The 21,731-nt window shown below is 35.4% G+C and carries 19 protein-coding genes and 1 tRNA gene; 14 read left to right on the forward strand and 6 right to left on the reverse strand.

Annotation, left to right across the window (positions count from 1 at the left end):
- Positions 1–182 precede the first annotated feature (182 nt).
- From VB264_RS23995 to VB264_RS24005, 3 genes are all read right to left on the reverse strand, one after another.
- On the reverse strand, positions 183–1,385 hold the full coding sequence (locus tag VB264_RS23995) for an anhydro-N-acetylmuramic acid kinase (RefSeq protein ID WP_323253789.1): 1,203 nt from the start codon (positions 1,383–1,385) through the stop codon (positions 183–185).
- Positions 1,386–1,891: 506 nt separating this feature from the next.
- Positions 1,892–2,137 carry a hypothetical protein gene (locus VB264_RS24000; protein WP_323253791.1) on the reverse strand — a complete coding sequence of 82 codons (246 nt, stop codon included), beginning with the start codon at positions 2,135–2,137 and terminating at the stop codon, positions 1,892–1,894.
- Positions 2,138–2,198: 61 nt separating this feature from the next.
- Entirely contained in the window at positions 2,199–2,804 is a 606-nt protein-coding gene (locus tag VB264_RS24005) for a hypothetical protein (protein ID WP_323253793.1), read from the reverse strand.
- A gap of 200 nt (positions 2,805–3,004) precedes the next feature.
- Between VB264_RS24005 and uvrA (VB264_RS24010) the strand changes: the two genes are divergently transcribed.
- Positions 3,005–5,893 carry an excinuclease ABC subunit UvrA gene (uvrA, locus tag VB264_RS24010; protein WP_323253795.1) on the forward strand — a complete coding sequence of 963 codons (2,889 nt, stop codon included), beginning with the start codon at positions 3,005–3,007 and terminating at the stop codon, positions 5,891–5,893.
- Between the two features lie 37 nt (positions 5,894–5,930).
- On the opposite strand, the gene VB264_RS24015 is transcribed toward uvrA (VB264_RS24010), so the two are convergent.
- On the reverse strand, positions 5,931–6,143 hold the full coding sequence (locus VB264_RS24015; protein ID WP_323253797.1) for a hypothetical protein: 213 nt from the start codon (positions 6,141–6,143) through the stop codon (positions 5,931–5,933).
- A 234-nt stretch (positions 6,144–6,377) separates the two neighbouring features.
- On the opposite strand from VB264_RS24015, the gene VB264_RS24020 reads away from it, so the two are divergent.
- From VB264_RS24020 to VB264_RS24035, 4 genes are all read left to right on the forward strand, one after another.
- Positions 6,378–7,577 carry an MFS transporter gene (locus VB264_RS24020; RefSeq protein WP_323253799.1) on the forward strand — a complete coding sequence of 400 codons (1,200 nt, stop codon included), beginning with the start codon at positions 6,378–6,380 and terminating at the stop codon, positions 7,575–7,577.
- A 247-nt stretch (positions 7,578–7,824) separates the two neighbouring features.
- The gene (locus VB264_RS24025; RefSeq protein ID WP_323253802.1) at positions 7,825–9,192 is read left to right on the forward strand and encodes a sigma-54-dependent transcriptional regulator; all 1,368 of its coding nucleotides are present in this window, start codon (positions 7,825–7,827) and stop codon (positions 9,190–9,192) included.
- 150 nt (positions 9,193–9,342) lie between these two features.
- On the forward strand, positions 9,343–10,668 hold the full coding sequence (locus VB264_RS24030) for a sensor histidine kinase (RefSeq protein WP_323253804.1): 1,326 nt from the start codon (positions 9,343–9,345) through the stop codon (positions 10,666–10,668).
- Positions 10,669–10,750: 82 nt separating this feature from the next.
- Positions 10,751–11,344, forward strand: a complete 594-nt coding sequence (locus VB264_RS24035; protein ID WP_323253806.1) for a hypothetical protein — start codon at positions 10,751–10,753, stop codon at positions 11,342–11,344.
- A 154-nt stretch (positions 11,345–11,498) separates the two neighbouring features.
- Here the strand turns inward: VB264_RS24035 and VB264_RS24040 are convergent, their stop codons facing one another.
- Positions 11,499–11,780, reverse strand: a complete 282-nt coding sequence (locus VB264_RS24040; protein WP_323253808.1) for an NAD(P)H-dependent oxidoreductase — start codon at positions 11,778–11,780, stop codon at positions 11,499–11,501.
- Positions 11,781–11,967: 187 nt separating this feature from the next.
- Between VB264_RS24040 and VB264_RS24045 the strand changes: the two genes are divergently transcribed.
- Positions 11,968–12,837: a leucine-rich repeat domain-containing protein gene (locus VB264_RS24045; RefSeq protein ID WP_323253810.1), complete on the forward strand. Its 870-nt coding sequence runs from the start codon at positions 11,968–11,970 to the stop codon at positions 12,835–12,837.
- A 146-nt stretch (positions 12,838–12,983) separates the two neighbouring features.
- On the opposite strand, the gene VB264_RS24050 is transcribed toward VB264_RS24045, so the two are convergent.
- Positions 12,984–13,358, reverse strand: coding sequence for a DoxX family protein (locus tag VB264_RS24050; RefSeq protein WP_323253812.1), 375 nt, complete (start codon positions 13,356–13,358; stop codon positions 12,984–12,986).
- 338 nt (positions 13,359–13,696) lie between these two features.
- Between VB264_RS24050 and VB264_RS24055 the strand changes: the two genes are divergently transcribed.
- From VB264_RS24055 to VB264_RS24090, 8 genes are all read left to right on the forward strand, one after another.
- A complete protein-coding gene (locus VB264_RS24055; RefSeq protein ID WP_323253814.1) occupies positions 13,697–14,974 on the forward strand; it encodes a hemolysin family protein in 1,278 nt (425 codons plus the stop codon).
- Positions 14,975–15,023: 49 nt separating this feature from the next.
- Positions 15,024–15,650, forward strand: a complete 627-nt coding sequence (locus VB264_RS24060) for a hypothetical protein (protein ID WP_309922926.1) — start codon at positions 15,024–15,026, stop codon at positions 15,648–15,650.
- Positions 15,651–15,750: 100 nt separating this feature from the next.
- Complete coding sequence (locus VB264_RS24065; protein ID WP_323253816.1) at positions 15,751–16,308, forward strand: ADP-ribosyltransferase; 558 nt, start codon at positions 15,751–15,753, stop codon at positions 16,306–16,308.
- A gap of 2 nt (positions 16,309–16,310) precedes the next feature.
- Entirely contained in the window at positions 16,311–16,703 is a 393-nt protein-coding gene (locus VB264_RS24070) for a hypothetical protein (protein WP_323253818.1), read from the forward strand.
- Between the two features lie 134 nt (positions 16,704–16,837).
- A complete protein-coding gene (gene uvrA / locus VB264_RS24075) occupies positions 16,838–19,675 on the forward strand; it encodes an excinuclease ABC subunit UvrA (RefSeq protein WP_323253820.1) in 2,838 nt (945 codons plus the stop codon).
- Positions 19,676–19,796: 121 nt separating this feature from the next.
- On the forward strand, positions 19,797–20,681 hold the full coding sequence (locus VB264_RS24080) for a PPK2 family polyphosphate kinase (protein WP_309922924.1): 885 nt from the start codon (positions 19,797–19,799) through the stop codon (positions 20,679–20,681).
- Between the two features lie 53 nt (positions 20,682–20,734).
- Entirely contained in the window at positions 20,735–21,454 is a 720-nt protein-coding gene (locus VB264_RS24085) for an RluA family pseudouridine synthase (RefSeq protein ID WP_323253823.1), read from the forward strand.
- Positions 21,455–21,482: 28 nt separating this feature from the next.
- Positions 21,483–21,557 (forward strand) — tRNA-Arg (locus VB264_RS24090).
- The last annotated feature ends 174 nt before the right edge of the window (positions 21,558–21,731 follow it).

Here is a 21,731-nt window from a genome sequence, read left to right on the forward strand (position 1 = left end):
ATGATTCACTAAAAATACGTCGTTGACGAATTTTTAAACTTGTACTTTTTTTAGAATCTGATTTCGATTTGCTCATAAATAAGTTGAAATTTATGTCAACCTATTTTAGGCAAGCACAATGTTCAACAATTTACAATTCACCAATCACATCATAAGATGCAAAGCACCGATTAAAGGTTGCACTAGTTAGGAAAAGAAATTTTACCCATAGATACAGATGGAATTCCTTTTCTAGTACCAAAGTCAGATTCCCCGCCTGCTACGGTCTCATTGGCTAAAATAGCGAAGAGTACAGCTTCTTTTGCATCGCCTGAAATGCCTAAATCGTCTGTTTTAAAGAAATTAGCAGGAATCAATTCTTTTAGCCATTGTACTAATAAGGGATTGTGCATTCCTCCGCCAGAGAGATAGATATTGAAATTTGCTAAAGATTGTGATCCGACAGCCCAATGAATGGCTTCAGAGATAGTTTCAGCACTAAAACGGGTAAGGGTAGCCAATAAATCATTTACAGAAATATTTTCAGTCCTGCTGATTACCTGAGCGTTTTTGACGTAATCAATACTAAATAATTCTGGTCCTGTAGTTTTTGGGAAAGGGCTAAAAAAGAAATCATCTGCCTTTAATATTTCAAGCAATCTAGCATTTACGATGCCTTGTTTAGCAATGTTGGCATCTTTATCATAAGCCATTTCTGGGAAATAAAACCTCGTGAAGGCATCAATCAATGTATTACCAGTACCCGTATCGGTAACAAACACTTCTTCGGGGTTCATGCTGGCAGGCAAGAATGTGAAATTGGCAATGCCGCCCATATTAAGCATAATACGGTTTTCGCCTTTCTTACCAAAAATATAATAATCACCATAAACGGCTAATGGAGCCCCTTCGCCTCCTGCGGCAATATGTTTTTGTCTGAAGTCTGAAAGCGTAATAATATTAGTTTTCACCGCAATATGGTCGCCATCACCAATTTGTAAAGTAGCGTTAGGGAACATTTCCTGTTGATGCAAAATTTTAGGAGCGTGCATAACGGTTTGCCCATGCGAAGCTACCAAATCTACCTCTTCACTCGTAATATTCCACTTTTTTAAGCAATCCAATATCATTTCGGCATGAAGTAAACCAATCCATTCATTCAACAAAGCAAGGTGCTGAAAATCAATCGTTTTTTTTGCAAATACCTTCCTGATTTCAGTTTTAACGGCATCAGAATAATCTGCGGTTTCAAAGTTTAGAAGGGTTACTGCGGTGTTTTCGCCACTACCAGTTATTTCACAAAGGGCTACATCAAGGCCATCCATTGATGTGCCAGACATAAGACCAATAATTTTACGAGAAGATTTTCCTGCTAGTTGATAAAGTTTTTGTACGTTTTTATTCATGGATTTTTGTATTGAATGAATATTAGCTATTCTGCTATTACTGAAGGTTTAAATCCCTCGTTAATATATTTTTACCCGCAGATTTACGCTGAAAAAATACGCTGATGATGCAGATTATTAAATATCACATAATCTCTAATAATCTGCGTAAATCTACGAGTTTAAATCTCTGAAATCATCGGGTAAAAAAAATACTCGTTGATTAAACGTATACATACTACTACTTTTCCCCGCAGATTTACGCTGAAAAAATACGCTGATGATGCAGATTATTAAATATCATATAAACTCTAATAATCTACGTAAATCTACGAGTTTAAATCTCTGAAATCAGCGGGTAGAAAAAATACTCGTTGATTAAACGTATACATACTACTACTTTTCCCCGCAGATTTACGCTGAAAAAATACGCTGATGATGCAGATTATTAAATATCACATAATCTCTAATAATCTGTGTGAATCTGCGGGTAAAAATCTCTGCAATCAGCGGGTAAAAAAATCCTATTATTTCTTCTCAACCAATTTACTAAATCTAACCTTCATCACATAAGTCAGAAGTGTTAAAATGATTAAAGCAATGATGCCTTCTTCAATATGATTTGAAGTATTATTGGCTGGGTCTGCATACCAAATATAAATTAAAAAGGCGATTAAGACAGCCTCAACCATAATAAATACAGATAAGATAGCTACAACCGTTGATAATAGAAGAGGACGAAGTTTATCAAAAATCGATTTCTTATTTTCCATTGTCAAAAAAATAGGCGGATTCAAAACCCGCCTGATATTATATTTTGTATTGTCTAATTCATTAAAAGAAGAAACCACCGACACGAAAAACCCAAGGGCTAGAATAATATGCAGATGAACTGCTATTATACGCAAAATTACGAAGAACAATAATTTGAAATCCACCTAAGCCAATGCCTATCCCCCCAAGAGCTTGAACAGGAGACGTATATGAATATCCAGATTGAGAAGCATAAAATTTCTGAAACTCAGCTTGCCCGTAAACTTGAATCATGCTTTCTGGAAAGAGGTTTGCCAATTGAGCTTCCAAAAAGGTTATACGTCTTTGTCCAAAAAGTCTTGGTCCAAATTGATTTTCAGATATAGAGTAATTCGGCAATGAATATTTTTGGTATATATAGTCAAGAGCAAATCCAACAGTAAAATTGTTAGTAACTTGATAGCCAACCATCGGAGAAACCCCAATACTCGTTCTGTAAGACGTGAAACTAAGACTATTTATTCCACCACCAAAGCGAAGCCTTTGTCTGAAAGGTAAATCTCTTACATCTTGTTCTTCATCTAAATCCCGAACAGAACTATCTTGTTTGATAACAACAGGAGCTTGTGAAAAAGAAGAGGTATAAGCAGTTATAGAAATTAGAATAATAAAAAGTAATTTTTGCATGGTTATTATTTATTAGTTTCTTAGAATCATTGATATAATCCGCTAATTTAACGCAAAGATTAGCTATTTTCTTGTAAAGCAAGAAACAATCTTTTTAGAAAACGTGTCTGATTATAAGGAGGTTCATTTTTTTGTCTTTTCTGATTACTTGATGACCTCAATGCAAATTTTAGCAAACCAGAATTCCTTATCTTTGTTTCATGAATAATACCGAAATCATCGACCAGAATCATATCGCTTTTGAAGACCTTGACCCTAAACGTAATATCATTATCAAAGGGGCAAGAGTAAATAACTTAAAAAATATAGATGTTGCCATTCCTCGCAATAAACTAGTAGTGATTACGGGCTTGTCGGGTTCAGGGAAATCGTCTTTGGCTTTTGATACCCTCTTTGCAGAAGGACAACGGATGTATGTAGAAAGTTTGAGTGCCTATACGCGTCAGTTCTTGGGACGAATGGAAAAACCTGATGTTGATTACATCAAGGGTATTTCTCCTGCTATCGCCATTGAACAAAAAGTGTCGAGTAAAAACCCACGTTCTACCGTAGGTACTACCACCGAAATATACGACTACCTAAAGCTACTTTTTGCTAGAATAGGGATTACTTATTCTCCTATTTCTGGTAATCCAGTAAAGAAAGATACTGTTACGGATGTTGTCAATTATTTGTTTACCAAAGAAGAAGGACAAAGAGTAATGGTACTTTCGCCATTGTATTTAAAAGAGGGAAGGAAATTGGCCGAAGAAATGAAAATTTTACTTCAAAAAGGCTATACCCGTATTGTGATTGATGGCGAAACCAAATTCCTAGAAGAACTTTTGGAAGATAAAACGGCACTCAAAAACCTGCCTGCCATAGATTTATTTAGCAATAATTATAAAATTCTGATTGACCGTGTAGTGATTAAAAAAGAAGCTGATGGGCAAGCCGATGAGGAAACCCAATTCCGTTTGTCAGATTCTGTCCAAACTGCTTTTTTTGAGGGAAATGGTACTTGTTTTGTCGAAATTGTTGGTGACGAAATTAAAACGTTTTCTGACCGTTTCGAAGCCGATGGGATAGTGTTTGAAGAACCTTCTTTGAACCTCCTCAGTTTTAATAATCCTTATGGCGCTTGTAAACGTTGTGAGGGTTTTGGGAGAATATTGGGATTAGACCCCGACTTGATTATTCCAGACAAAGGTATTTCTGTGTATGAGGGAGCAATAGCCCCTTGGCGAACTGAAAAAATGAGTGAATGGTTAGTGCCATTATTGAAAAATGCTACCAAGTTTGATTTCCCTATTCATCGCCCTTACAAAGATTTAACTGACGAGCAAAAAGAAGTGCTCTGGACAGGCAATGAATATTTTCACGGACTGAATGAATTCTTTGCGATGTTGGAAAAAGAAACGCACAAAATTCAGTACAGGGTAATGTTATCGCGTTATCGTGGGCGAACTACTTGTCCAGACTGTAAAGGCTCTCGCTTAAGAAAAGATGCGGGTTATGTGAAAATTTCAGGTAAATCAATCATCGATTTGGTACTGATGCCTTTGAGTGACGTAAGCGATTTCTTTAAAAACCTTGATTTGCCCGATTATCAATATGGCGTTTCAAAAAGAATTTTGATAGAAATTGAAACTCGCCTAGAATACATGGAGAAAGTAGGATTGGGCTATTTAACCCTCAATCGATTATCTTCAACACTTTCTGGGGGAGAATTTCAACGCATTAAATTAGCAACCTCTTTAGGAAGTGCTTTGGTAGGCTCAATGTATATCCTAGATGAACCTTCTATTGGATTACATCCACGAGATACCCAGAGATTAGTATCTGTGTTGGAATCATTACGAGATATGGGTAATACCGTTATTGTGGTTGAACATGAAGAAGAAGTAATGCGTGCTGCCGACCAGATTATTGATATTGGTCCTGATGCGGGAAGTAATGGTGGAAAATTGGTTTTTCAAGGCAACTGGGAAACCATCAATGATATTGATGCCAAGGCGAACCCTGATGCCGGATTCTCGCATACAATCAATTTCTTAACAGGTAGAGATACAATTGAAGTACCTAAATTTCGTAGAAAATCTACGAGTTTTATTGAAGTAAAAGGAGCTTATGAAAATAACCTAAAGGATGTAAACGTAAAGTTTCCTTTAGGCATTTTGATTGCTGTTACGGGCGTAAGTGGGTCAGGGAAATCTACGCTCATCCGAAAAATATTATATCCAGCCCTTGGGCGTCATTTAGGTACTTATACCGACGAAGCAGGAAAATATGCAGAAATTAGTGGTAGTATAGGCAAGATTGAAGCTGTAGAAATGGTTGACCAAAATCCCATTGGGAAATCATCTCGTTCTAACCCTGTTACCTATGTGAAGGCTTATGACCAAATACGCTTATTGTATTCTGAGCAACCCATTGCTAAAGCCAGAGGTTATAAACCAGCCCATTTTTCATTCAATGTAGAAGGGGGACGCTGTGAAACCTGCCAAGGAGAGGGCTTTGTGACGATAGAAATGCAGTTTATGGCGGATGTAAAACTAAAGTGTGAGTCGTGCGGAGGCAAGCGTTTTAAACAAGAAATTTTAGACGTCAAATTCAATGATAAGGACATTGCCGATTTGTTGGATATGCCCGTTGATGAAGCCATTGAATTGTTTAGAAAAGATCAACCAAAATTAGCCGACAAACTATTGCCTTTACAAGAAGTAGGACTAGGCTATGTGAAATTGGGGCAATCGTCTAATTCATTATCAGGCGGAGAGGCTCAAAGAGTAAAGCTAGCGAGCTTCTTGGGCAAAGGCAATCCAAATAAAGGAAAAACACTTTTTATTTTTGATGAACCTACAACAGGGTTACACTTCCATGATATTAAAAAATTGCTAAAGGCTATCAACGCATTGGTAGAACAAGGCGATTCGGTCATTATTATTGAACATAACATGGAGGTGATAAAATCATCTGATTATATCATTGATTTAGGCCCAGAAGGAGGTGAAAAAGGTGGTTTTGTTACTTTTGAAGGAACTCCCGAACTCATGGCGGAATTAGAAGGAAATTACACCGCCGATTTTTTAAAGCAAAAGCTTTTGTGATAATGTTTTTTAATCTTATGGCGGTAAGATTAAAAAATTAGTAACTACGGTGGTGGTTAGATGATAATTGTTGTCGATGTCGGATTAGTTCTTGATAGGTAATCGTTCTTAACATTCCAATTTTAATCTTTCGTTTCAGTGCGTCGGTCTCAGATTTGTAAGTGTTCTGTCCTTTTAATAACTCTTCGGCGATATTTGTTACTAAGGCTTCAATTGAATCGACCTTTAGTAAATGTGTTTTCTTGTTCATCGAATTTTAAGGCTGGCTAAAGTAAATTACGTATTCAAGAGAAGTTAGAGTAGTTAATTATGAATTTAAGTTAATATTTTTGTTTGAAAGAAAAATGATTTTTCACCATTTTTTTTTGACAAACAACCCTTTTTTTCTTTTTTAACCCCAAAAAACCATTAAAATCGTCCTATTTTATATATTTTTAATATCAAAATACCACTTTGATTTATCTTAAAAACACCGTTACCTATAATGTTTGTGAAATCTATCCAACTCTATCGAAATGCTTATTTAGGTTTGCCTAAATCTGTATGGTTGTTGTCGGGAGTAATGTTTGTGAACAGAAGTGGGACGATGGTGTTGCCTTTTCTATCATTATATTTAACACAGAAGCTTCATTATAGTGTAGCAGATGCTGGAATTATCATGGCAGTGTATGGTGTGGGGGCTTTGTGTGGTACTTTCTTGGGCGGAAGGCTTACGGATAAAATAGGTTTTTATTACATTCAGTTTTTTAGTTTATTATTTGCTGGTATTATGTTACTGGTGCTCATGCACCTTACTAGCTTTTATGCTATTTGTGTAGGCGTATTTATTTTTACTACACTGGGCGATAGCTTTCGACCTGCTAATGCAGCAGCATTAGCGTACTACAGCGAAGCTCAAAACCGTACTCGTTCTTTTTCTTTGAATCGCTTGGCTATCAATTTAGGGTGGTCTATTGGCGGAGGAATAGGAGGGATTCTTGCTGAAATTGATTATGACTTACTTTTTTGGGCAGATGGCATTACTTGTATCGTAGCAGCTATATTGTTGAGAATTTTGTTAAAAACTCCTGTAAGGATTAGCCATAAAACTACTGAAATGACGGTGGATAACCCTTTAGTCCGCTCGCCTTATCGTGATACTGTTTATTGGTTTTTTGCCCTTTGTGTAACGCTCTATGCCATTTCTTTTTTCCAATTGTTTAGCTTAGAACCTCTCTATTTTAGAAAGGTATATCATTTGCCTGAGTCTCAAATCGGTTTATTAATGGTTTGTAATGGCTTGATGATTGCATTTATAGAAATGATATTGGTACATCAATTAGATGGTAAGTTTCTGAAAACAAACCTCATTGCGATAGGCACATTATTGACAGCTTTTTCATTTTGGGTATTCAATGTTTATTTTGCTGTAAGCGTTCTCTGGGTTTCTATTATTTTGAATACCGTTGGAGAAATGTTTGCGATGCCATTTATGCAGAGTTTTTCGATAGAACGGTCAGATGAATCTAACCGTGGGCAATATATTGCGATGTATTCTATGTGTTATTCTTTTGCACAAATATCATCGCCAACCATTGGAGCTCAATTGGCTGAACATTTTGGATTTACCACTTTATGGTATGTAATGGGTGGCTTTTGTATGCTGTCAACGTTGGGTTTTATTTATTTGAGACGATTGAAATAAAATCTGATGCAACCTTTAGGGGCAATATTGTATCTTTGAGTAAGCTGTTGAATAAGCTGTCAGCTTTGAGCTATCAGCTATCAGTTTTCTGTTATCAGCTTTAGGTCTTTAGTATTCGACTTTCAGTCGTTGGCAAAAGTAAAGTTGTCCTATAAAATAGCAAAAAAGCGACAGTCGACGACTAAAAGCTCATAGCTCAAGTCTGACAGCTCAAAGCTTTTTCAAAATACCGCTAAATAAATTTAATATGTCTCTAAAAAATGCCAAAATATTAGCCATCGACGATGACCCAGACGTACTGATTGCTGTTAAAATGTTGCTTCGACCAGAAGTAAAAGAAATCGTTACCGAGAAAAATCCAGAACGTATTCAATCATTATTGGCACAAACCCAATTCGATTTGATTCTACTGGATATGAATTATAAAAGCTCATTGAATACTGGAAACGAAGGTATTTTCTGGCTTAGAAAAATAAGAGAAATTAATAAATCTGTAGCCGTAATAATGATTACAGCCTACGGAGATATTGATTTGGCCGTGCGTTCAGTAAAAGAAGGAGCAACAGACTTTGTATTAAAACCTTGGAGGAACGAAAAACTATTGGTTACCATTGAGGAAGCCCTTGAAAAGTCTGCTTTAGAAAACCCTATCTCAAACAAAAATAAAAAAACTACGGCTACGATAAGCACCAACTCATTACTTGGTAAAAGCGAGGCCATGCAGGATATTTTCTATAAAATCGAAAAGATTGCTCCAACCGATGCCAATATCTTGATTTTAGGTGAAAATGGAACGGGAAAGGGTGAGGTAGCTAAATTGATTCATCAAAAATCATTAAGGGCAGGCAAACCTTTTGTACATGCCGATTTAGGCTCTTTGACTGAAAGTTTGTTTGAATCTGAATTGTTTGGACATAAAAAAGGAGCTTTTACTGATGCTAGAGAAGACCGTGCCGGTCGTTTTGAATCAGCTAACAAAGGCACATTATTTTTAGATGAAATCGGGAATATCTCTTTACCACAACAAGCTAAATTACTGACGGTCTTACAAAATCGTGAAGTAACCCGTTTGGGGACGAATACACCAGTACCCATTGATATTCGATTGATTTCTGCAACTAATGCTCCTATCAAAGAAATGTCAGCACAAAACCAATACCGTAAAGATTTAATTTATCGACTGAATACCATCGAAATTACGCTACCTCCGCTTCGTAATCGTGGAGATGATGTAGTAATATTAGCCGAATATTTTACCAAAACCTACGCACAGCAATATCATAAAAACCTCCGTGAAATAGATGATAAAGCAAAAGAGAAGTTGCGTAAATATGCTTTTCCGGGGAACATTCGTGAATTGCAGCATGCCATTGAACGAGCAGTAATCATGTCGGACGAACAAGTATTAACGGCACGTGATTTAGATTTGAGTTCTTCTATAGAAAATCCAATCAGTATTGTTAACGAAAGTAATACTTTACGGATAGATGAAATGGAAAAATCAACTATCTTGAAGGCTATTGAAAGGCATGACGGAAATATTACCAAAGCTGCTCGCGAATTAGGGTTAACCCGCACAGCGTTATACCGTCGGTTAGGAAAATATGATATATAGCTTTGAGCGGTGAGCTGTCAGCTTTGAGCTTTCGGATACCTATTTTAACATGAGCAATAAGTAATAAAATCTCATAGCTCATAGCTCATAGCTCACAGCTCACAGCTCAATGCTTATAGCTCAATACTCACAGCTACTATTTACAATTTTATGTTCAAACTCAATCGCTATGAAGTCAGTCTGACGCTAAGGGTACTTTTGCTATTAGCAAGTATTACTTTAGCGGCATTTTGTATTGTTAATGAAAAATTTACCCTATTGTTTTTCATCGGTTTAGTACTGTTTTTTCAAATCCTGAGTTTTGTACAATTCATCAATAAAACCAATACTGAACTTACTCAATTTATTGAAGCTGTTCAATACCGAGATTTTTCTTTGCAATTTGCAGAAAAAAATGCTCCAGTTTCTGTACGCCAACTCCGTAGAGCATTCAACCAGATAAACGGAACGTTTAAACAACTATCGTCTGAACGGGAAGAACAATATCAATACCTCCAAAAAATCTTAGAATTAGTAGATACAGGTATCCTATCTTACGACCAAAACGGCGAAGTAGGGTGGATGAACGAGGCATTCAAAAGGATGTTAAGTATTCCTTATTTAAGAAACATTTCTTCCTTAGAAAAACGAAATCTTTATGTTTTTCAGGCTATTAGTTCTTTAAATAGTGGCGAAAATCAATTGGTAAAAATAGACCAGAAGCAAGTATTGTTAGCCAAAACCACCTTTTTAAATGATGGAAAGTTAACACATTTGATTGCTTTTCAGAATGTTAACGAAGCCATAGAAGATACTGAAGCACAAGCCTATCAGAAATTATTGAGAGTAATGACCCACGAAATCATGAATTCTGTAGCACCGATTGCCTCTTTGGCTGAAACGATGGAAGGAAGATTGAAAAATGGGCAAAATGCTAGTAATACACAATTGTTAGAAGACATTACTTTGGGGATTTCGACCATCAAAAAACGGAGTGCCAACTTATTGAAATTTGCCGATACATATCGACAACTAGCCAAGGTTTCTATTACGTCTTTTTCAGTTTTTTATATCAGAGACTTATTTGAAAGTGTAGAAATTCTGCTTGAAAACCAAATAGAACAGAAAAACATAGAATTTGATGTAATCCTTAAAGATTTTGATTTACAAATAGAAGGCGACTTGGCTTTGATAGAACAAGTAATTATCAATTTGATGATTAATGCCATAGATGCCGTAAAAGAATCAGCTAATCCCAAAATCGAAATAGGAGCTTACCTCAACCAACAAGACAAAGTAGTGATTGAAGTAAAAGATAATGGAATAGGAATGTCGGCTGAGTTGATGGATAAAATCTTTGTACCGTTTTTTACTTCCAAAACCAATGGTTCGGGTATTGGTTTAAGTTTATCAAAACAAATCATGGCATTGCATAAAGGAAGTATCACTGTCAATTCTGTAGAAGGACAGGGGACAGCTTTTAGGTTATCGTTTTGAAATAATTATAATTTTAATGTAATTTAACCTGTAAAATTAAAAGTCAAAAAATAATAATAACTACAAATAAACAGATTAAACTATGATAAATGAATACTATGGTATTCTCTCGCCTGTTGACTGGAATTCTAATAAATGGCAAGATATACCTACAAAAGAAGATTTGAAAAACTCAAATTTCAAATATACTAAAGATAATGGAGTCACCTTCACGTGGGCAAATTTTGGAAATGAATTATATCCAACAGAAGAAGATGGTTATTATGCAGGATTACTACCTCCATTTTGGAAAATCAATCTTGATAAAAAAAAATCAAAATTAGTTAAGATTGTCTTTATCAAATCTAGCAATTGGAAAAATAAGCAAGCTTATATAGTCGGTTTTTATGCCTCACCTATTTTTGAAAAAGGAATAAAAGTGTCCCCCTTAGATTTGAATGAAAAGCTTCAAACCAATATCAAAGCACTACCTAAAGATATTTTTTTACTTGATAATTATATTCCTCTTAATGAAAGTGATGAGTTAAAATTTTTACCCAACGGACTAAAGTTTAGTAGACAAAAATTTAACTATTTGACAAAAGAAAACACCATCAATATTATGAATGAAATTATAAATACAAACCCTAAATTATTAGAAAAAAGAAAGGAAGAATTAATAAACCTGCTTAATTGAATAGAAGAATGAATAATATAGTTTAAATAAATAATTAAGCTTTGAATTATGAAATTTGACAATTTAGATAATCGTTTATTGTCTGAATTGTCAAATAAACTTTAGGATATTTGACAATATAATTCCTTTCCTTGAGTTTAGAAACACTAATAAATTAAGCTCCCTTCATCCCCAAATTATACACTTTTTTCAACCATTGCTCACCAAAATCAAGTGTTGAATCTCTTATTGGGGCAATATAAGTTACTTTTACGGGACTAATTCCACAAAATTCAAGCGTTCCCTTTTTGAACTGGTTGAGTGCTGGGCTTCGCATAAATAACCAGTCATACCAACGGGGAGTATCCGCAGTAATGATAATTCTTGCCGTCTTTCCCTTCAATAATTTTTTAGGGAATGGACTTCCTTCAACAAATTCAAAAGTAATCCCTGGCAAAAATGTCCTATCTTAAATCATCGTATTTTATGTCTTAATATAACGTTAACATTAGTGAGGCTTTCAGTCAATATTTATTAAGTACTTTTATTGTTGTCTGTCTTCATGATACTTATTATCCTTTACAATTTAGCTAACAAAGGATGACTATATTCTACATACATTATTTACTTTTTCTCACTATTATATGAAAAATTCTACTAATTGGTTTATAAACCGATTTTCTAAAATTCTCATTTCTTCTTCTTTATTGTTCTTTCTTTACAGTTGTAAAAAGGATGATAATCCTAACCCCTTCATTACGATTCCAGATCAGAACTTTGAAAAGGAATTAATTGATGCTAAAATTGATAAAGATGGTATAATTAACGGTCAAATGAATGCAGAGGATGCAGTAGGGGTAAAAAGAATAAATGTTTATGAGAAAAAAATCGAAGACCTTACTGGTATAGAAGCTTTTACGGATTTAGAATACCTTCAATGTTCATACAATCAAATTTCAACATTGAATGTTGAAAAAAATATCAAACTAAAACAATTTTATTGTTCAAGTAATAACCTTAGCAGTTTAAATGTGACAAAAAATGTTTTATTAGAGGATTTTCAATGCGGTTTCAATCCACTAACAAAACTAGACATTTCCAATAATTCAGCATTAGTAAAGGTATACTGTTTTGCTAATGATTTAACAGAACTAGACGTTTCAAAGAATTTGAACCTGGAAATGCTTGCTTGTAGTAGTAATCCTCTTAGAATACTTGATGTAAATTCTAATAAGAAACTTTCAAGTTTGAATGTGTCTTTTTGTAAATTAGAAATCTTGAATATTACAGGAATTACTAGTTTACGAGGTTTAAACTGTGGATCCAACAAACTTACAACATTAAATTTGAGTACTAATAAAAATATTAGCTCACTAGTTTGTAGCGATAATCAGATTACAAATATTTGTGTAGATGACATCAATGAAGCCATCAAAAAAACGACTATTTTTAATAATACAGGCTTCCACGATTGGATAAAAGACTCTTTTACTACATTTATTACATGTCAATAATTCACATGTAAAGTAATTAAAGAGGCTGTTCAAAAAGTTTTTACAGCTAAATATTATTCTGCGAAAGACCTCACCCCCAACGGCAGCGATTTCCTTTTCGGATAACCTCTTTAAATTTAATATTGTACTCAGGTGAGAGTTGTCGCTTATTTACTATCACTAGCAGATGATGTAAAAAACATTTCTTTATGCTTTAAAAACATTCCAATCCAAAGAATAACCAGAAAAATGATTGAGGCGATGACCTGTCCCCCAGCTATATCTAAACACAAAGCCCCAGCAAAGTAACAGCTTGCTAATAAGAACCCTATTTTGTTGGTTTTAGGATAGATAAATAGTCCAGCAATGATTAATTCAGTTACGCCAAGGGCGGTGATATAATTACCAAAGCCCATTTTGGTTAAAAATTGCATCACGGATTCAGGTTCTGCTCCAATAATTTTCATTACTCCGCCCATGATAAGTACTATAGAAGGAATCGCCATTAGCATAATGGAAATAATGCGTGTTGTTTTATTCATTGTTATTTTATCTGTTAATTATCGGTCAAAATTAGCTACATTTACTATCCGTTTGGATAGTACTATCTGTTTGGATAGCACTATCCAAACGGATAGTAACGCAATACGATAAAAGAGACAACGAAAAATAAAATGTTAACACGGGAAGGATGCCCTCAAAATGTACTTGCCATCAAAGATGCTTTAGAAGCTGTATTCACTTAACCCTTCATGGCAAATAACAACCAATATTCATGATATTAGGTATAAATTTGTCTATTAATCTTTAACTTTAGAAGATATAACAGACATTAGATAGTCTTAAAAGTAAGCATTCAGCCTACTCTCATTCCCAAATTATGGAACTCCTTATCATTTTTGTTTTAATTTTAATAAATGGTATTTTCTCGATGTCTGAAATAGCATTGGTTTCCTCTCGAAAAGCGAGGCTTGAAGCTTCTGCTAAGAAAGGAGACAGTAATGCCAAAGTTGCTTTAGATATTGCCAACGACCCAAACAGATTTTTCTCGACCGTTCAAATAGGTATTACATTGATTGGTATTTTAACGGGTATTTTCAGTGGAGAAAAAGTAACTAACGATATTCAAGCATTTGTAGCTCAATTTGCTTTATTAGCACCTTATCAACATACGATTGCCGTTGCCATTGTTGTATTATTAATTACGTATTTTTCATTGGTTTTTGGTGAATTAGTACCCAAACGTATTGGTCTTACTAACCCTGAATTTATTGCTAAGGCGGTAGCACGCCCCATGAATATCCTTTCTTTAATTACTTCACCGTTTGTGTGGTTGCTTACTTTTTCTTCAGATTTATTGATTAAAATACTCAATATCAAACCATCTACAGATAGTAAAGTAACCGAGGAGGAAATTAAAGCAATTGTACAGGAGGGAGCAGACAGTGGCGAAGTACATGAAATGGAACAGGATATTGTAGGCAGAGTATTTAGTTTGGGTGATAGAAATGTGTCTTCTTTAATGACCCACCGTAATGATTTAGTCTTTATAAAACTGTCTTATTCAGCAGAACGAATTGTGGAGGTAGTCAGCGAAGAGTTACATTCGCTATATCCTGTTTATGATAAAGACAAAGACCATATTATAGGCATTGTTAGGCTGAAAGACTTATTTTTACCATTAAGCAAACCTGATTTTAATTTACAAGCCTATTTGCAAGCACCGCAGTTTATCATGGAAACAGCTTCTGCTTATCAGGCTATGCAACGATTCAAGGATAGCAGGGTTCATTACGGGATTGTGATTGATGAATATGGACAAACACAAGGGATTGTTACGCTGAATGATTTACTTGAATCGCTAGTAGGAAACGTTTCTGACTTTGACCATGAAGGCTATCGCCTAGACCAACGTACAGATGGCACTTGGCTGGTAGACGGACAATACCCTTTAGCGGATTTTCTTCAATATTTTGAATTGAGTGAATACATTAGCGAATATCCATTTAATACGTTAGCAGGACTTTTATTGAATGAATTAGGACAAATTCCTCAGCAAGGTGATACCATTATTTGGCAAAATCTGATTTTTGAAATCATTGATATGGATGGTGCTAAATTGGATAAAGTCTTGGTGAAAACAAATAGTGAAAGCTAATTGCTTAGAAAAAAGTGTCTACAGCTACTTACAAATAATTAAAAAAAATATGACAAATAAAATTATTGCAGAAAAGTACTTTGGTATTCTGGCGACGGTTGATTGGAATTCTAATCAATGGCAAGCGGAGTCTACCGAAGAGGATTTGAAAAATTCAAATTTTGGATTCACCAAAGAACATGGTATCACGTATACTTCATTAAACTTTGCTCACGAGGTATATCCGACGGATGAAAATGACTATTATGCAGGGTTACTGCCACAATTATGGACAAAAACACCTGACAAAGAAAATGCAAAATTGGTAAAAATTGTGTTTATCAAAGCTAAAAACTGGGAAGATAAAAAGAACTACATTGTAGGTTTTTATGCTTTTCCTATCTTTGAAAAAGGTAAAAAACCATCTCCCATTGCATCATTTACAGAAGATTTCGAGACAAATATAAAAGCATTACCCAAAGACATCCATATCCTTAAAAACTATATATTATTCGAAGACGAAGATGTAAAGAAGTTTATTCCTAAAGGAAAAAAGGTAGGGCTAAGAGGCTTCAATTATTTAGAAAAAGATAATGTATACAGTATTCTTGATAGAATGTCAAGTAAAAACTCAGATGTAAAACTACAAGGAATAAAATATAGGATTATCAAAACGATTGATGCCATAGAAAGGTAGTTGAGTATAGAGAAGTATGTGACCAATTGAGCTTTAATATTCATTTTAAATAGACATTTAATGAATTTGTGTCAATTGCATTATTTTTCTATATTTGTTTATGACTGCCAAAGACTACGCTGAAAAATATCTACTCCAAGAATTAAGAGAAATTAGAACAAGTGAACGGATGAACGTCTTGAAAGAATTATCTGTTTATGAAAAAGCAATCATATTCAAATATTCTGATGATGGATATGAAAGTTTAAATGAAAAACTAAGAGAAAGTGGAGGTGAAAATATACCTGAATTAGGGATGCTTCTGAATGAATGTTTAGACAAGCTTCCTAATTATTACGGATATGTATATAGAGGATGTGAATTAACAAAATCTGAGCTTGACGTATATATTTTGAAGTATAATAATAAAGAAACTATTTCGGAATATTCTTTTTTATCAACAAGCAAAAGGAGAAGTATAGCCTATGAATATTGTCGAGGTAAGTATAATGTAATGTTTGAAATTTTATGTAAACATGCTAAAGAGATTGAAAGTATAGCAAAAAATTCAATAGAGAGAGAAGTACTTTTCAAGAATAATTCAACATTTGAGGTAATAAGAGTAGATGAGCCAACTAAAGATTCAACATCATATTTTATTACTATTAAAGAAATATAAGTATGGAGACATTATTAAAATCTGAAATAAGCAAAGACCTTCATTCACAGCACGAAAGTAATGAAGGGAATACTCTATTTGCTCGAATCTTAAAAGATTGGAATGTTATTTATACCTCTGAAATTGAAAATTTAGAGAAAATAAAGCAATTAGAAAAATTTATTGGAAATACGCTGAAAGAACAAATTTTTGATAAGAAGAATCTTTCATCGCAAGATGAATTATTTATGATAGATTTTATTGGAAACTTAAATGAAAAGAAAGAAAATCTTTGGGAGTCAGAAAATATGGTTTTTACAAATGACCCTCATATTATAATGGAAGACAGTAAAGATTCCCCCGCTTGGCGGTTGCATAAAAAGTTCCAATCAAGTCATGCTATCAAGGCTAAATAAAATAACAAACAGAAAAATACTTATCTAAAGGAATAAATCTTGAATGAACTTCAGCCCATGTCAAAAACATGGGCTTTTTTGGTAACTTTACTATTGCTTTACGTGTTAAATTCATATCACGATTTTAAAACATTATGCCCAACAACAAACATTCAGACATTACAGGTTATGAACAAATAGAAATTCTCGGTGCTAGAGAACATAACCTTAAAAATATAGATTTAATCATCCCTCGTAATAAACTAGTAGTCTTCACTGGCATTTCTGGCTCTGGAAAGTCGTCTTTAGCATTTGATACTATTTATGCAGAAGGCCAACGACGTTATATGGAAAGCTTTTCGGCGTATGCTCGTAGCTTTCTGGGTAACATGGAACGCCCCGACGTAGATAAAATCAATGGGCTTTCTCCTGTTATTTCTATTGAGCAGAAAACGACTTCTAAAAACCCACGTTCGACGGTCGGTACTGTTACCGAGATTTACGATTTTATGCGTTTATTATATGCGCGTGCTGCGGAGGCTTTTAGTTATGTAACGGGCGAAAGAATGATTAAGCAGTCTATCGACCAAATCATTGAAGTAATCTTACATGATTATCAAGACCAAAAATTGATTCTTTTGGCTCCAGTCGTAAAAGGGAGAAAAGGGCATTACCGTGAACTCTTTGTACAGATTGCCAAATTGGGATATACAAAAGTGAGGGTCGATGGCGTGGTGATGGATATTCAGCCCAAAATGCAACTCGACCGCTTTAAGATTCACGATATTGAAATTGTAGTTGATAGAATTGTGGTAAAAACCGAAGAACGTTTTCGTTTATCACAATCCGTTCAAACAGCCTTGAATCAAGGGAAAGGTTTGATGATGACGCATGATGAAAAAGGCGAAGTTCGCAATTTCTCAAAGTATTTGATGGATCCTATTTCTGGGGTTTCTTACGACGAACCTTCGCCTAATAACTTTTCTTTTAACTCACCTTATGGTTGGTGCCCTACTTGCCAAGGTTTAGGGAAAGTAGAAGAAATCACCGAAGATTCTATTTTGCCAGACAAAACACTAAGTATTAACAAAGGAGCTATTGCACCTTTAGGGGAATACCGCGATATGTGGATTTTCAAGCAATTAGAAGTACTCCTAAAACCCTTTAAGGTAAGCTTGGCTACGCCCCTAGAAAAATTTCCTGAGGAGGCTATCAAGATTATGTTGTATGGCACAGATGAACCTGTGCCTGTACCCTCAAAAAAATATGAAGGAACCGACTGGAATACCAAGTACGAAGGTATTATTGTTTTCTTGAAACGTCAGCAGGAGACTGGCTCGGAGAAAATCCAAGAGTGGTTAAAAGATTTCATGGTCGTGAATACGTGTCCTGATTGCAAAGGGTTACGATTGAAAAAAGAATCTCTGCATTTTAAAATAGACCATAAAAATATCGCCCAATTGGCCGAGTTAGATATTGCTGAACTAGCAGAATGGTTTGTAGGCTTAGAAGCACGCATGAATGAACGCCAAAACGTTATTGCCAAAGAAATTCTGAAAGAAATCAGAAAACGAATAGGCTTTTTAACGGGCATAGGCTTGGAGTATTTAACGCTTAACCGTTCGCTAAGAACGTTGTCTGGTGGCGAGGCACAGCGTATTCGTTTGGCTACACAGATTGGTACGCAACTGACCAATGTATTATATATCATGGATGAACCAAGTATTGGTTTGCACCAACGTGATAACGTAAAGTTGATTCAAGCCTTGAAAGATTTACGTGATTTGGGCAATTCTATTTTGGTCGTTGAACATGATAAAGACATGATGTTGGCATCCGACTATGTGGTAGATATTGGTCCAGGGGCTGGTCGTCATGGAGGTTCAATCGTTGGACAAGGAACACCAGAAGAATTTTTAAAGAATAATTCAACAACGGCTAAATTTCTGAGTGGCGAAATAGGTATTGAAGTGCCTAAACAACGCAGGAAAGGCAATGGTAATTTTTTGGTAATTAAAGGAGCAACAGGGAATAATTTAAAAAATGTTACCTTGAAATTGCCCCTCGGCAAGATGATTTCTGTGACAGGCGTAAGTGGTTCGGGTAAATCTTCTTTGATTCACGATACGATGTATCCTATTTTGAATCGCCATTTTTTCAATGCCAAGCGTGAACCCATGCCTCATAAATCGGTAGAAGGCTTAGAGCATTTAGATAAAGTAATAGAAGTAGACCAGTCGCCGATTGGTAGAACACCACGTTCAAATCCTGCTACCTATACAGGAATGTTTACAGATATTCGTACACTTTTTGCAGAATTGCCAGAATCAAAAATTAGGGGCTATAAGGCAGGACGATTCAGTTTTAATGTAAAAGGCGGACGTTGTGAAGATTGCGAAGGAGCGGGTATGAAAAAGATTGAAATGGAGTTTTTGCCCGATGTACATGTTGCCTGCGAAACTTGTAAAGGAAAACGATTTAATCGAGAAACGTTAGAAGTACGCTTCAAAGGAAAATCAATTGCCGACGTGTTAGACATGACAGTAGAGCAAGCCGTAGAGTACTTTGAAAATCAGCCAAAAATCTCTCGTAAAGTACAGATGTTGAAAGAAGTAGGCTTAGGCTATATTACCATTGGTCAGCAAGCAACCACACTTTCGGGGGGAGAGGCACAACGAGTAAAATTAGCAGAGGAACTTTCTAAAAGAGATACAGGCAAAACAATGTATATCTTAGATGAACCCACAACAGGTTTACATTTTCAAGATATTAAAGCCTTGATGGAAGTACTAGACCGACTGGCTGATAAAGGCAATACCGTGTTGATTATCGAACATAATTTAGACGTTATTAAGGTCTCAGACCATATTATAGACGTTGGCCCTGAAGGTGGTCAAAAAGGAGGTCAAATAATAGCCGAAGGCACACCCGAGCAAGTAGCCAAAGTAAAAGGAAGTCATACGGCTAGATTTTTGAAAGAGGAATTGGCTTGAGTGAATTGTTTAATGGTATAGTTATTTTATAACCATCTCAGTGGGCTGTGTCCTCACAGCCCACGGCGAAAGCCCGCTTGGAAATCATGTCAGTAAACACCAATTTTACCCAAAAACAATCATGAAAATAGACATCAAAGAGTTTGAATATAACGGTGAAAAGAAGTTTAAAATAAAAAAATCAGCTACCAAAGTCAAGGATTTTTACGAATCTGAACAAGACTATGAGTTGATGATGGCAGAGATTAAAGAGGTGATTGATAAACGCCAAAGTTTGATGTATGCTGATAACCGTTATGCCATGTTGATGATTCTACAGGCTTCTGATGCAGCAGGAAAGGATGGAACGATTAAAGCGGTACTATCGGGCATAAATCCTGCGGGTATTACGGTACATAGCTTTAAAAGACCAACTCAGGAGGAATTAGACCATGATTTCATGTGGCGGAATATGATGAAAATGCCCGAAAGAGGGAAAATGGTTTTTCATAATCGTTCGTATTATGAGGAACTATTGGTCGTGAAGGTACATCCAGAAATCTTATTAAATAGCCAAAAAATACCGACTGAATTTACTAAGGATTTAGATAAGCTGTGGGAGTCTCGCTATGAAGACATCCGAAACTATGAAAAATACTTGAGTAGAAATGGTACTGTTGTACTAAAATTTTACCTGAATGTATCTAAAAAAGTACAGGCAGAACGCTTGATTGAGCGTATTCAAGACCCAACAAAAAACTGGAAATTTGAGGAGGGAGACGTAAAAGAGCGTGATTTTTGGAATAAGTATCAAGATGCTTATGAAGAAATGGTGAACCAAACCGCTGCTAAGCATGCTCCTTGGTATGTGGTGCCAGCAGACGATAAAAAGAATATGCGATTGATTATCAGTAGCATTATTTTACACCATATCAAAGTACTAGATATGCAATATCCTGAGGCGGATGAAGCCCGACAAGCTACGTTACAACAACTCATTAAGGTAATCGAGCAACAAAATGGATAAGCTAATGTGAAACAATTTTGGTAAATTGCAGGCTTAAAGACAAAAAGATTACCATGCGACTGAATTTCAAGGACTTAATTATATTTGAGAACGACGATTATATTGTTATCAACAAACCCCCATATATTGCTTCACTAGACGAACGACAAGCAGATAACTCTCAAAGTATCTTGCGTTTAGCCAAAGAGTATTCAGATGATGCACAGTTGGCTCACCGTTTAGACAAAGAGACTTCGGGAGTATTGGCTATTGCCAAAAATCCAGCTGCCTATCGCCACTTGGCCATGCAGTTTGAACACCGTCAGGTAGAAAAACGCTACCATGCTGTAGTAAATGGTGCACATGATTTTGAAATGATTTCGGTGTATTTACCCATCGCTCAGAAAAGAGATGGCACCCAAGTAATGATAGACCGCCAGAAAGGCAAAGAAGCAGAGACAATTTTCAATACCATTAAAGTATATCGTAATCATACGTTGGTAGAGTGTATGCCCGTAACAGGCAGAATGCACCAAATCAGGATTCACTTGGTATGTTTAAAAGCCCCCATCGTTTGTGACCCAACCTATGGCGGAGAGTATATTTACTTATCGGACTTAAAAAGAAAATTTAATCTAAAAAAGGATACAGACGAGCTTCCTCTGATGAAAAGAGTAGCCCTGCACTCTCGTTCGTTAACGTTCAAATTATTAAATGATGAGATTATCAAAGTAGAAGCTCCTTATCCGAAAGATTTTGACGTTTTGGTAAAGCAGTTAGAGAAGTTTTCGTAATTTTGCACCCGTCTGAATCAAGACACTTGGCTTCGTAGTTCAATGGATAGAATGTAGGTTTCCGGTACCTAAGATGAAGGTTCGATTCCTTCCGGGGCTACCAAGTAGGAGGTAGGCTTTCAAACACATCATTTTTGTTTATTATCAGCAAATAGAAGGAGGCTGTCCAAAAAGTAATTGGCAGTCTTTTTTTGTTATGTTATTGATATTTAGTATTTTAGCTATGTAAATCTTCAATCATGGCAAAGGCACTTTTCAAACCTCTTCCGCTAAATAG

Source organism: Arcicella aquatica (genome assembly GCF_034928825.1).
GTDB lineage: Bacteria > Bacteroidota > Bacteroidia > Cytophagales > Spirosomataceae > Arcicella > Arcicella aquatica.